General features: G+C 46.0%; 12 protein-coding genes. 2 read left to right on the top strand and 10 right to left on the bottom strand.

Annotated features, from left to right (window positions below):
• Positions 1-22 precede the first annotated feature (22 nt).
• From WBJ53_RS13785 to WBJ53_RS13760, 6 genes are all read right to left on the bottom strand, one after another.
• Positions 23-727 carry a CRISPR-associated endonuclease Cas6 gene (locus tag WBJ53_RS13785; protein WP_338876719.1) on the bottom strand — a complete coding sequence of 235 codons (705 nt, stop codon included), beginning with the start codon at positions 725-727 and terminating at the stop codon, positions 23-25.
• Positions 724-3,132, bottom strand: coding sequence for a CRISPR-associated helicase Cas3' (gene cas3 / locus WBJ53_RS13780; RefSeq protein ID WP_338876718.1), 2,409 nt, complete (start codon positions 3,130-3,132; stop codon positions 724-726). Before cas3 ends, WBJ53_RS13785 begins: the two co-directional genes overlap by 4 nt.
• A complete protein-coding gene (cas5b, locus tag WBJ53_RS13775; RefSeq protein ID WP_338876717.1) occupies positions 3,132-3,887 on the bottom strand; it encodes a type I-B CRISPR-associated protein Cas5b in 756 nt (251 codons plus the stop codon). Before cas5b ends, cas3 begins: the two co-directional genes overlap by 1 nt.
• Positions 3,884-4,771 (bottom strand): type I-B CRISPR-associated protein Cas7/Csh2, encoded by an 888-nt coding sequence (gene cas7b, locus WBJ53_RS13770; RefSeq protein WP_338876716.1) that lies wholly within the window; start codon positions 4,769-4,771, stop codon positions 3,884-3,886. The genes cas5b and cas7b overlap by 4 nt, the downstream gene beginning before the upstream one ends.
• Before the next feature lie 13 nt (positions 4,772-4,784).
• Positions 4,785-6,677 (bottom strand): TIGR02556 family CRISPR-associated protein, encoded by a 1,893-nt coding sequence (locus WBJ53_RS13765; RefSeq protein WP_338876715.1) that lies wholly within the window; start codon positions 6,675-6,677, stop codon positions 4,785-4,787.
• A 90-nt stretch (positions 6,678-6,767) separates the two neighbouring features.
• Positions 6,768-7,652 (bottom strand): WYL domain-containing protein, encoded by an 885-nt coding sequence (locus WBJ53_RS13760; RefSeq protein WP_338876714.1) that lies wholly within the window; start codon positions 7,650-7,652, stop codon positions 6,768-6,770.
• A 175-nt stretch (positions 7,653-7,827) separates the two neighbouring features.
• Here WBJ53_RS13760 and WBJ53_RS13755 point away from each other — a divergent pair, with 175 nt between their 5' ends.
• Together WBJ53_RS13755 and WBJ53_RS13750 are read left to right on the top strand one after the other, a co-directional pair.
• The gene (locus tag WBJ53_RS13755; RefSeq protein ID WP_338876713.1) at positions 7,828-8,406 is read left to right on the top strand and encodes a Crp/Fnr family transcriptional regulator; all 579 of its coding nucleotides are present in this window, start codon (positions 7,828-7,830) and stop codon (positions 8,404-8,406) included.
• A 120-nt stretch (positions 8,407-8,526) separates the two neighbouring features.
• Positions 8,527-9,123, top strand: a complete 597-nt coding sequence (locus WBJ53_RS13750) for a DinB family protein (protein WP_338876712.1) — start codon at positions 8,527-8,529, stop codon at positions 9,121-9,123.
• 73 nt (positions 9,124-9,196) lie between these two features.
• Here WBJ53_RS13750 and frr read toward each other — a convergent pair whose 3' ends face one another.
• The 4 genes from frr to WBJ53_RS13730 all read right to left on the bottom strand — a co-directional run bounded on the left by frr (position 9,197) and on the right by WBJ53_RS13730 (position 12,227).
• Positions 9,197-9,757, bottom strand: coding sequence for a ribosome recycling factor (frr, locus tag WBJ53_RS13745; RefSeq protein ID WP_338876711.1), 561 nt, complete (start codon positions 9,755-9,757; stop codon positions 9,197-9,199).
• A gap of 116 nt (positions 9,758-9,873) precedes the next feature.
• Entirely contained in the window at positions 9,874-10,614 is a 741-nt protein-coding gene (pyrH, locus tag WBJ53_RS13740; protein WP_338876710.1) for a UMP kinase, read from the bottom strand.
• A gap of 107 nt (positions 10,615-10,721) precedes the next feature.
• The gene (locus WBJ53_RS13735) at positions 10,722-11,222 is read right to left on the bottom strand and encodes an acetyl-CoA carboxylase biotin carboxyl carrier protein subunit (RefSeq protein WP_338876709.1); all 501 of its coding nucleotides are present in this window, start codon (positions 11,220-11,222) and stop codon (positions 10,722-10,724) included.
• Between the two features lie 87 nt (positions 11,223-11,309).
• Positions 11,310-12,227 carry a DMT family transporter gene (locus WBJ53_RS13730; protein WP_338876708.1) on the bottom strand — a complete coding sequence of 306 codons (918 nt, stop codon included), beginning with the start codon at positions 12,225-12,227 and terminating at the stop codon, positions 11,310-11,312.
• Positions 12,228-12,349: the final 122 nt, after the last annotated feature.

Genomic DNA, 12,349 nt, shown 5'->3' with positions numbered 1-12,349 from the left:
AACCATTCACTCATTCGCTCATTCACTCATTCACTCGTTGAATAGTCCCAAACCCTCTCGAAACAGACTTACCTAATCCGATACCGTCGGGCAGTTGTACATTCGTGACGAACGACCCCATAAAGGCCAGCATCGACTGGTTTTTGAACTGCGTATGCGTAACCGAACGGATGTTGAGCTTCACCAGTATACGCTCCATATCGGGCCGGAACGCATCGGCCGATTTCAGAAACGCCAGGATGTTGTTCCGCAAAATCCGCTGAAGTTGCTGCTGCCGCCCATCGTCGTCCAGATCCATGTGTTCGCGGTAGTTGGTCTGGTTGAGCGCCATCCAGAGCGTCTGAAACCGATACGTCAGCAGATCGCCAACGGGACCAACGGGAGCCTGCTCATGCCGAATATGCTTGGCCAGTACCGGAAACGTGTAGCCCTGTCCGTCGCCACAGTCGATATCGAGTTGGCGGACCCGCAGAAACAGTTGCGCCAGCAACGTAGCGCCTTCGCCCAGCCCCACCAGCGTCGGAATCCGGTCGAGGACTTTGTACTGCACCAGCGGATAGGCATACCGTAGCCTGCCATCGTCGTAATGGTTATGCAGCAACGGCGAATGTTCTTTGAAGAACTCACCAAAATACCCCCGGAGCTTGTGCGCATCGCGGGTACGGAGCGCAATTTCAGGAAACGTAATGGTCGTTAACGGGAGGGTTGTAGGCTGGGTGGTGGTCATATAGTTACAGTTAGGGGCTGTAAAATGGGAATATAGCCTGTATTATTCCGAAAATCATCAGGAGCGTAAGAGTAACAGGTAGATGGATTCTGCAAGTATGACACGTAAAAGAAATGATTCTTTTCACCGTCAAACACAATACTTTTGTCATTACGCGGAACAGGTACGTTAACTACATATTCGTAAAATCGGGATTTTATAAGGGCAAATTCACGCTTACGTTCGTAAGGTTTCAATTCCTGTTTTTCACTGATTGCTATGTATTGATTCCATAGTTGTTCTGCTTCTTCATTTAACTGAATGTAAACAGACTCCGTATTTTGCTCTTCGACAAACTGAAACTCCCCTACTTTTTTAAACTCAAGTGCCTGTAAGGCTGTCAGTTCAGGCGAAACCAATACATCAGCCTGCTTTTTCACTTCTTCAAAATAAGCCTCTATTAACTCAAGATAGCTGTGTTCATCAACCTCAGTTATGGACTTCAATACGTTTGCGGTTTTTACTAAAAGGTCACCTCCATAGACCATACCACTAGCCCGTTTCATCTCTGCAATTGCGTATAGATACACTTCACTAATTCCCTCCTTTTCGTTGTAACGATTCGCTCGCCCAGCCGCCTGAATAATGGAATCTAATGGAGCCAACGCCCGAAAAACGGTATGAACAGAGACATCAACACCAGCTTCTATTAGCTGAGTGGAAATAATGACCTGCTGCTTTGCTCCTCTGTAGTTTTTAATTCGATCAATGATTCGCTTACGTTCGTAAGGAGTAATAAGCGTAGTTAGGTAATACACGTCCGTTGTCTCCTCATCCAGAGCGTCGGCGGTAATTTTAAAGCAGTCTAAAGTGAATTGCTTTGTGTTCAGAATAACCAGTACATTTTTGTCGGCCTGATCTTGGCAATACGTAATTACGTCCTGCACAAAATCAGCAAAGCTTATTTCCTGCTGAGCGCGATTAATCAGTTTAGTCCGGTTGAAATGTTCATTTCTGAAATACGTTCGATAATGCGGGACTAGCTCAGTAATTTCTTTTCCGGGAATAAAAATTAATGGCTGCGTGGCAGACATCAGAATAAAGTAGCAGTTATATCGTTCACCCAGCGTTACGAATGCTTGCCGAATCAGTGGCCATAATTCATAGTTTATCTGCTGAATTTCATCCAGAATTATTACTGAATTAGCTAGATTGGGCAGCTTAAGTAATTTGGTTTTATCGTTAGAAAATAGCGATTCCAGCAATTGTACAAACGTAGTTACGACAATGCCTGATTGCCATGTCTCGATCAGAAACTGACTTTTATCCTGGTCCAGAACATCATCGCCAACTTTGTAGGCAGGCTCAGCCAAATGATGATGTTTGAGCAAGACATCAGAAGAAGGCTTTTCAAAAACATCCTGAAAGACGCTGAAATTTTGATCAATAATAGATGTAAAGGGGATCGTAATAATAAGCCTACCTGTTAACGCACCCAATTTTTGCTGAACAGCGAGTCCAACAGCCAGCGATGTAAGAGTTTTACCAAGTCCTGTAGGTAAGGTGATAGAATACAAGTGCTGGTCAAGCGAAAACACTCGGTCAAGCTCTGACAGCGTTTCCAGATAAGCCTGGTTTTTAAGCGCATCCAGCGTTGTCTGGGGACTATCAAAACCCTTTTTTTGGCGGTATGTATCTAACGATGAAAGCGAAGGTCCACCAGATTCCGTTTGTCGAACACCTTTTAGAATAACGTCTGATTTATCGGAGAGTAATAATGACCCATAAAATAGCTGATGCCAGTAATAGTATCTGGTCTTAATCTCTCCCGATAGATCAGCATAGTTACCCAGATCAAAAAAATCCAGCTCAAAATCACCATATTCATTAACATATTCGCGACGCTGAATGTAGCCTTTGAACTGTTGCCAGTTGAACTGAAAATCGATGACTCCCAACAGTTCATCAAGAATTGACTGTATAAGTATTTCGTCATCAAACACCTCTATCTGTTCGGATAAAACATCGGCTTTGGCCTCAAGAGAAAGCTCTACTGTAAAATCATTTAGGTTACCATGATGTCGTTTCACAGCAGTAAAAACCAAATAGGGTAATAATTGACGATCCGTTTCCGTCAGTTCAAATCGCATCAGGTACTGTTCAACCACCTGTTTCGCCAGTAACGATGATAGAAGAGCATGCTCTTTGGGGCCTATAACCTCATGATTAACAGTCAATAAATAATGCTGAAAATAACGGGTGCCTTTAGCAATATCATGTGTTACGCCCGCTAGGTATCCTAAATCCGAGAGTAGCCCATCAGGTAAACCGAAATCTGTTACCCGACTCCGTAAAAAATAACGACATGAGTCAGCGACTTGACGTAAATGATCGATCAGTGGAACATCAGGATGTGAATAAAGCATTAGAGGAATAAAATATTGCCAAAATCAGGCGTTTCAAACCATTCATCCACTCGCACAGCAACGGCCCCGCCGTCAGCATCAACCAAAATCTCTCCATACCGAGTTACTACACGTTCATGACTTAGCTCCATAGGCATCGTTTCGACGTAGTAATGCGCTGTTTGATTAAACTCAATCGGTTGTTCAGCGCTCAGTAAAGACAAATTTACGGCCGATTTTATGGGGGTATAACCTGAGCTCGCACTACGTATAGAAATCTGTGTTTCAAGCGCATTATGAATCATTGCCGTGAACTGGCTTAGTCCTAAGTAGGGTGTAAAGTGATGATTACGATTTAATAATCGCTTAGCCAGTTTATCCATTAATTCATCGTCCCGAAGCCGCACAAAAACTCGAAACACCGGATTTTTTAGCAACTCAAACTCAATTTGAGTACGTCCGCTTTTCTTAATTTCAAAAAACGAATTACCGGTATCCAACAGATTAAAACCCACATTTACTCTTTTAACGGGCGCTAATAGTTGTACCGTAAGATTGCAGTTAGCACCGCTAAATAATTCCTGAACCGGTATCACGTCATGGGGAAAACGGCCAGCCGCCGTTTCGCGCTCGACGCCTAAAATAGCTCCAAGTATTCCAGTTAAGGCTGTACGAGTCGGAATTGGGTACGTTAGAGGTGAAGTTGTGGTGTTGAATTTGCGAAAATGACCATATTCGCCCGACAACTCAAAAACAATCAGGCGGTTATCATTCATAATGTTAGGAGACCGTTGGTGAGCGGTTGTGATGTTTTTAAACGAGGGTCAATGCGCACAGTTACACTACTAACTTTGTCTTTGTGAGCTGTTAACTCAGCCAGTAAAAACGATACATCAAGCGTGTAATCATCAGTGCTACGTAATTGCATTTCGTTTTTATCCGTTATCAGTTTCAGACGTTGGCGTAGTCCTCCAATGTAATACGGCTCGTTATAGTCAACAGTCAATAGTAATAAGGGAGTTTGCCCAAATTTGGAGCGCGATATTAGATTCTTAGTACCTTCCCATATACCTTCTAACAACAAGCTCTTATCGTCGTCGGTCATTTGTGAATAACTAGCTGCTTTCTCATTAATGATGCCGTTGAAACCAATTAAGGCGTACGGTACTTTGTATTCTGTTCGAAAAGTAGCTTGTCCTTTTTTGTCGCCTGACGCAAAGGCACCTGTCCCCTGCTCAGTAATAATATCTGTTTTATTAATCGATTTACCCATCTGAAACTGAGTAGGCCCAACGAGTGTAATTGAGTCTTTATCAAGTGGCAAAACGCCCCCAAATGTTCGAACATCAATGCATTGATCCAGTACGGTCTGCTGACTTTCCTGAAAGGCTTTTGCCCGTCGTTTCCCATCCGATACGTAGGTTTTATCACCATCCTGATATGTCGTTTCTCGTACAAAAATATCTTTCCCGTTGGTGCCGTTATACCCTTTGTATTCATACCAGTAATCGCGAATGGTACGTTTTAGCCGCACGTCCGATACTAACACACGGTTCTCTTCGGAATCGTATCGAGGCCGATTTTCATTTAGGGGGTCGCCGTTTGGATTGGCATTTTCAATTTCGTAGAGAAACAGAATTTCGGTGCGTTTAGTGAGCATAGCTTACATGGGTTTAGTTATTAGAGCTAGAGGTTGTGTTCGTTTGAGGGGCTTCAATTCGGAAACGACTGGCCATTTCTATACCAGCCACAAAATAGAAAGACAGTTCGTTATTGGAGATAGCAGGCAGTCGGTGGCTATTTAGCGTAAAATACTCACTAATAATTTGACTTAGAGAATCGTAGCGCTTGCCATAATCACGATACTGAGCCAGTTTAGCCATTGTTTCGAGGTAAATTGTCTTCAGCGTTTCAGGATTAAGGTTGTAACCTTTGAGCTTTTTCTCAAATGGCGTGTTGCCTAACTCTCGCTGTTGAATGTTCAGTAGTAAGCGAACCAGTACACCCACAGCGAAGATGCCTACTTTGTAGTCATCATCCAGAAAATTGGTGTTATCAGCCACGAACTGCCGAAACTTGGTTTCGTCAAATGCTCGGCCATACTTATCTTCTGGCTTTTCGCTAATATCCTCTTCGGGAAGCATTGTTATGAATTGGTTTGTGGTTATAAGTTTCAAATGCGCGAGGTAGTTTAACACAAAATGAGCCTTTAACACGGTTAATCCAACCGGTTCAACATACCCATCTGATGTTTGGGCTTTATTGTAATTTGCCCGGATTACTGCCATAAATCTGTTATACAGTGTCTGTCTATTAATTGAACGACCAACAAATACGTCATTGACAATACCATAAAAATCATCTTCATAGAATTGCTTTAATAGGCCAAATGAAAATGTCAGATTCTGTGGTTCGTTCTTAATCCGGTAAGAGTTCTTGTAGATTGACTCCTTATTGATGATATCGGGTACTGTTGAGAATAGTATTCGAAAACGAGAGGGAACAATCTCTTCCAGCAACAGTCTGATTTTTATAGCTTTAGTAGTAGGGTTTTCCTCAAAAAACAGAAGATTTAGTGTAAAATAGTTGGCTTCCTTACCAATTTCCTGCATAATTCGATCTTCAACCCGCTTCTCTTTTGAAGCTTCCGCCAATTGAAACTCAAGATTAGTAATGAGTTTCAGCGCCTTCTCTAAACCACCTTTATCCGAACTCAACACTGTTTTCGGAATGGCATAATAACTGCTACCGTAAAAGTACTTTTTGAGTTTTTGGGCTATGTATTTCTGGCCGTATTCAAAGTCAAGTGAACAGTCAGAACAGATTGGATAGTTTTTCCAGTTATTACGTTGATTGAAAAAACCGCTTACCATTCCCGGTTTATCTACGGTTGCATATTTGAAAGGCGACGCGAAGCCATGTAACAATGGCTTTTGTTTCAGGCACACCGAACAGAGTTGATTGCTACCTTGTGAAGTAACCCCATATTTTTCTGATTTACCCGACGTACCACTTAGCAGTATCTGTTTCTGAAAAATCGGGAAATCAGCCAGGTACCGTCTTACATCGTCTGATTCGAAACAGATAGTCAGACCAGAAGATTGTTGTCGCTTCTTATCCATTTGATTATAAGCGCCCTGCAAAGCAGCTAGCACGCTTGCATAATCAATACTCAACCGATGCTGTAAAGCCAGCAGGAGATTTAAATCATCCTGATAGTTTTCAACCCGACATAACGCAATTGCATTCTTAAGCTGAACCGTGAGTAACGTGTTCAACTTCTTCGATAAATCACCTGCTTTTGTCGTGAACGTAATATCTCCGCCACGGGGAGAACCGCCCCGATACAGGTATTTTGGATACGTTGTTTCACTAACTTTTTCTACATCTACGCCCTCAAAAAGACATGATAGCTTTCCATCCTGTTCGTTGAGAGAGAAGATAGCCACAATCATGTCGTAGTTGACGCCCGGAAACATATTCTGGACGTACAGTTTATAGGGTTCAACTTGCCCACTTGCCTGTAGAGCCAGTTTACCAATAGCGGCAATTGCCTTGTCCTGCATATTCCTCCTCGTATTTTATATCAGCAAAGTAAATCCCCTGCTTTGTCATATTGTGTCAATCGGAATCAGTCGCGAAAGGTGAATCGAAAATCACCATAATTTTTTCGCGGCCCGTTCGCGCAGATAGTCGCGGAATGCTTCGTCTACTACTTCTATTTCGCCGGGCAAACCAAGCACGAATCGCCCGATGCCCACATAGCTCCGAACTTCGCCCCGGAAACGATACGGAAACGCTTCGTCATCATACAGTTCCAGAAACGGGCGGCAAAGTGGTCGCTCTTCCAGAAGAAGCCTGTAGGCACGTCCGCTCAGGTGAAGCGTCAGCAATAGCGGCTCTGGCCCCGACCACCCAAACGCATCCAGCACTTCACCCGCCGTTACGCAGGCGCAGGGCGTGTCGAGTATCACTACATCGTCCATACGCCTGATTTTGAAGCTTTTTTCTTTACCTTCTTCCGGGTCGTAGGCTTTCAGCGTAGCATAATGATCGGCAAAGCCCACAGGTTCTACAATCCGGTCGGCAATGGTGTCGGAATTGGTCGAGTGATAGCGCAATAAGCGAACCTGTCGGCCCTCGCGCAAGGCCGTTGCCAGCCGCTCGACCACCAGCGCCTGATGTCGGTCGAGTAGTTCATCGGCGAAGGGAATCAGATCGGACGTCAGGAAGAGTTTGCGCCGGATGCTGTCCGTGAGCGGAAGGTCGGCCGGAAGCGACGAAAGCAGCCGATCTACCAGCGCCGACTCGTCGGCCGTAAACGCCGGTCGTCGGGTAGCGTCGGCCTCAAACAGAAAATAACGCTCCTGCTCGTCTTTGTCGATCAGATACCCTAATTGCTGTAAGGTATCGAGGTAGCGGTAAACCGTCCGTTCGGAGGTTTCCAGCGTCCGGGCTGTTTGCGAAACCGTACGGCCGGGCCGGTCGGCCAATAGCCGAACAAACTTCAATAAGCGAAGCAAGTGGGGTTGAGCAGACATTACGTGTGGTTGGTAGCCAGTAAGTTTGGCATTTCCGCTCAAAACAGAAATTAGTCACCACAAATAGAAATCTATATTTACTTATCGGTGGATCGCTCGCCCGTTCTGGCTTTGCAGCGCTGCTAAAGATGCTATTCTTTCGTACATTTCTGGCTACGATCTCCCCTATTGAATCTTGGAAAAAGAAGCCCTAAAAAAAACCGTATTTCACACCTGGCCATTGCCCGACGAGGCTTGGAACGCCTTTGCCGATTGCTGGCACCCGGTCAGCTACCGGCGCAAAACCCTGTTGACCAGCGCTGGCGAAACTGAGCATTACGTTTATTTCGTGCTCGATGGCGTTCAGCGGGCGTTTTATCAGGGCGACGACGCCAAGGAAACGACCCTGGTTTTTTCCTATACCGGATCGTTTTCGGGGGTTGTCGACTCGTTTCTCTTACAGCAACCCTCCCGCTATTATCTGGAAACCCTAACGACCAGCCATATGCTACGACTGTCGTTTCCTGATTTTACGCGGCTGATGGATACTTATCCGGCTATCGAACGCTGGGTGCGGCTGGCCACAGCACAGGTGCTGGGCGGAGTGCTCGAACGGCAAATTGAGTTAGCATCTTTCAGCGCAGAGGAGAAATTTCGGATACTCCTCACCCGAAGTCCGCACGTTCTGCAACTGATTCCGCATAAATACCTGGCCTCTTACCTGAGCCTCGATCCCACTACGTTCAGTAAACTGCTGAAATCAGTCCGGCTGTAACGATCAGATAGACACAAGGAATGGTCGCGCCATTATTTCCATAGCCAGGCAAAAATCTTGGTCCAGACCAAGATTTTTTGTTGTGTGTTCCAGTAGGTTTGGGGCATAAATCAAGCTACCATGCCACGTTTTACAACAAACTTATTGTTACAGGATCTATACAACGATGTAGATGCCCTTCAACGGATTATCGAGCAGGAGTTCAGGCCATTGACCGAAGCTCAGTTACGTCAGGCCCCTGCTCCCGATCAATGGAGTATTGTGCAATGTCTCGACCATCTGAGCAGCTACGGGTTTTATTATCTGCCGCTTATGGAGAAAAGCATTCAAACTGGCCAGCAGCAGTGTCTTCTGCCTCAGGAAACATTTACGAGTGGCTGGTTAGGGAATTATTTCGCCGAGACGATGCAGCCGGGTGCCGATGGAAGCATTCGGCTGAAAATGAAAGCAGTGAAGAACCATACGCCACAACAACAGCTCGACACAGAGGCTGTTCTGACCGAGTTTTTGCGACAACAGGAACGCCTGCTCCAACTGCTCGAACGGGCACAACAGGTTGACATTAGCAAATTACGCATCCCGATTTCCATTGCCCGCTGGATCAGGCTAAGCCTGGGCGACACGTTTCGGTTTCTGATTGCGCATGAGCAACGGCATGTTTTACAGGCACAGCGTGTACGCCATCAATTATTCAGCCAGAGGGCGTTCAGTGAATAAACGACTCAACAGTTCAAACGCAAAAGCCGATCATCGCTGGATGATCGGCTTTTAACCGATACATTCATATAATTTATACCGACAGAATGTCTTTTTCCTTGGCGGCAAACACGTCATCGACACGCGCAATAAAGGCATCGGTCAATTTTTGAACACGTTCTTCACCCTGTTTAACGGCATCTTCCGAAACGCCTTCTTTCACCAGTTTACGAATGTCTTCGTTGGTATCTTTCCGGATATTACGAACGTTTACTTTAGCTGTTTCAACCTCCTGTTTCACTTTCTTAACGAGGTCGCGACGACGTTCTTCGGTCAGGGGCGGGATGCTCAGGCGAATAATTTCACCGTCGTTATTAGGAGCCAGCCCCAGATTCGAATTACGAATTGCTTTTTCGACATCACCAATAATTTTCCGTTCGAAGGGCTTAATAGCAATGGTGCGGGCATCGGGCGTAGTGATGGAGGCAACCGTATTCAACGGCGACAGCATCCCGTAATATTCGACCTGAATACCGTCGAGCATCTGCGGTGATGCCTTTCCGGCCCGAATTTTAGTCAGTTCAATGGCCAGGTGCTTAAGCGCCTTCTCCATCGTATCTTTTGCATCGTCGAGATATAGCTCGATCTCTTCCATTGTTGTGGTTTGTAGTTTACGGTTTATGGTTTACGGTTTATGGTTGCGCTGCGTTAGTAAGATGTGCGCTAAAAGGCGGAGCAACCATAAACCATAAACCGTAAACCATAAACGTTTTATACTGTTTCTTCTGGTAATTTAGCCGTAATCAAGGTGCCGATATCTTCGCCCTGGACAAGCCGGAGCAAACTACCGGTTTCATTCATGTTGAAGACGATGATCGGAAGGTTGTTCTCCTGGCATAGCGTAAAGGCCGTCAGGTCCATAACGCTCAGTTTCTTTTCATAAACGTCGTCGAAGGTGATGCTTGTATACCGCGTAGCCGTTTTGTCCTTAACCGGATCGGCCGTGTAAACACCATCTACTTTGGTACCTTTCAGAACAACATCGGCTTCAATTTCGATGGCCCGCAAAGCAGCCGTTGAATCGGTTGTGAAATAAGGGTTACCGGTTCCGGCACCGAAAATGACGACCCGGCCTTTTTCGAGGTGCCGCACTGCCCGCCGACGAACGTATGGTTCACAGACCTGTTCCATTTTAATGGCCGACATCACACGGGTATACAGTCCATGTTTTTCGAGCGAGCTCTGAATAGCCATTGCGTTAATAACGGTAGCCAGCATTCCCATATAATCGCCCTGTACCCGGTCGATACCTGATCGTTCGCCCGATACGCCCCGAAAGATATTACCCCCACCAATTACGATGGCGACCTGAACGCCCATGTCGACCACCTGCTTAATTTCATGGCTGTATTGTTCAAGTACAGCCGGATCGATGTTGTAACCATTAGGACCCGCCAATGCCTCTCCGCTCAGTTTGAGCAGAATGCGTTTATAGTTCGTCGAAGGTGTCATGAGGAGAGATTTTGGGTGCAAAGATAGAAAAAAGCATGGGGCATGGAAGCTAGCCCCCGGAGATTTCCGATGGGTTTTTATTCTACGACCGATCGCCTTACTGATACTTAAGCCGCAAACTCAATCAGCACCTGGCCTTTTTCGACCCGATTGCCTTTTTCGACCCGAATGGTTTTTATAGTACTATCGGCGGTGGCTTTCAGCACGTTCTCCATTTTCATCGCTTCCAGAATCAGCAGGCTATCCCCCTTTTTCACTGTATCGCCGGGTTGGCTGTTTATCCCCACAATAAGCCCCGGCATCGGTGCTTTCAGATCATTAATTTTTGCATGGGCAGCACTACTGATGCCCATTTTTTCGAGCAACAGATCGAACCTGTCTTTTAGCTGAACCTCCTGAATGTGGCCATTGATTTTCAGTCGAACCATTTTTTCGGCGCTGTTCAGTTCAAGAACTTCGGCCGTATAGGAACGATTCTGGTGCAGAATATGGAACGTGCGGTCGGTGAGTTTGACAAAATCCCAATCAAAACTGTTGCCATTGACCTGCGGGGTGTCGCCGGTAAAATCAATGGTAATGACCTGGTCATTCAGGGTTGTCTGATACATGGTTTATGCGAACGAATGAAGCAGAAAGCGATAACGTCTTCCCGAACAGCTAAACTATACACACAACGCCATAAACCATAACTTTTTTCAGGACTTATTGATGAGCCATATGCCGAGCAGGCAGATGCCCAAGCCCATAAACTGAACAGGATAGATCCGTTCGCCATCTAAAACACCCCATAGCAGTGCTACTCCGGGCATTAGATACGTAACCGATGCGGCAAACAAAGGCGATGCCAACTGCACTATCCGGTTAAAAATTACCGACATCACACCCGACCCCAATACGCCAAGACAGATTAGTGTTGCCAGCGAAACGCTGGCCGTGGGGAGCATCAGCTTCGAAAAGAAATCAGTGAATACTAATATTACAAACGCAATTGGCCCAACAAACGCAAAGATCCAGGCCGTCGATACCAGGGCTGGCATATGGCTCAGAAACCGGCCAATTATGTTAATATTGATGCCATAGCACAACGTTGCCAGCACTACCAGCAAGGCATAACCGTTTACGGAAAACGTGCCGGTGGCGCTATAAAAAATCAACAAAACCGAACCAGCCAGCCCGAGCAGAATTCCCAGACTCTGCCAGATGCGCAATACCCGCCCGAAAAAAACAACGCCAATCAGCAGGGTGAACAATGGGCTGAGTGCGTTCAGAGCCCCCGCCAGCGAACTGTTGAGATGGGCTCCCGCTTCGGCAAACAGAAAAGCCGGTATCAGATACCCAAACATGCCCGCCCCCAGCAACGCCAGCCAGCGGCTCCGTACCGACATCCGGATGTCGGTATTGCGGGCCTGCACCCCCAAAAAGGGCGAAAAGAACAGGAAGGCGAAAAAAATACGACCAGCAGCTACCTGATCGGTTTCAAAAGCAACCAGGCTCCGCTTGATCAGAATGAACGAACTGCCCCACACCAGTGCCAGAATGAAAAGTAATACCCAGGCTAAGAGTGGTCGTTTTTGGGTCGATAATGTTGTTTCTTGTGTAGAGATTGATGGCATACATAGTCAGGTTGTGTATTTTCCCAATAGCTAATGGCCAATGACAAGTAACCAATGATTAGTAAACAAACGGCCTGATTTGCAAGTAAGTTCGGTCCAGAATCGACGCTGGCTGGCTTTTA

Origin of the sequence: Spirosoma sp. SC4-14 (assembly GCF_037201965.1) — a bacterium.
Classification (GTDB): Bacteria; Bacteroidota; Bacteroidia; order Cytophagales; family Spirosomataceae; genus Spirosoma.
The sequence above is the reverse complement of the archived record's forward strand: the minus strand, read 5'-3'. Positions and strand labels throughout refer to the sequence as shown.

Excerpts from the sequence above, each read along its gene's own strand:
- WBJ53_RS13750 (WP_338876712.1), top strand. The coding sequence starts at position 8,527 with ATGCCACGTTTTACAACAAACTTATTGTTACAGGATCTATACAACGAT.
- cas3 (WP_338876718.1), bottom strand. The coding sequence starts at position 3,132 with ATGCTTTATTCACATCCTGATGTTCCACTGATCGATCATTTACGTCAA.
- WBJ53_RS13730 (WP_338876708.1), bottom strand. The coding sequence starts at position 12,227 with ATGCCATCAATCTCTACACAAGAAACAACATTATCGACCCAAAAACGA.
- cas5b (WP_338876717.1), bottom strand. The coding sequence starts at position 3,887 with ATGAATGATAACCGCCTGATTGTTTTTGAGTTGTCGGGCGAATATGGT.
- WBJ53_RS13735 (WP_338876709.1), bottom strand. The coding sequence starts at position 11,222 with ATGTATCAGACAACCCTGAATGACCAGGTCATTACCATTGATTTTACC.
- pyrH (WP_338876710.1), bottom strand. The coding sequence starts at position 10,614 with ATGACACCTTCGACGAACTATAAACGCATTCTGCTCAAACTGAGCGGA.
- frr (WP_338876711.1), bottom strand. The coding sequence starts at position 9,757 with ATGGAAGAGATCGAGCTATATCTCGACGATGCAAAAGATACGATGGAG.
- WBJ53_RS13765 (WP_338876715.1), bottom strand. The coding sequence starts at position 6,677 with ATGCAGGACAAGGCAATTGCCGCTATTGGTAAACTGGCTCTACAGGCA.
- cas7b (WP_338876716.1), bottom strand. The coding sequence starts at position 4,771 with ATGCTCACTAAACGCACCGAAATTCTGTTTCTCTACGAAATTGAAAAT.
- WBJ53_RS13785 (WP_338876719.1), bottom strand. The coding sequence starts at position 727 with ATGACCACCACCCAGCCTACAACCCTCCCGTTAACGACCATTACGTTT.
- WBJ53_RS13760 (WP_338876714.1), bottom strand. The coding sequence starts at position 7,652 with ATGTCTGCTCAACCCCACTTGCTTCGCTTATTGAAGTTTGTTCGGCTA.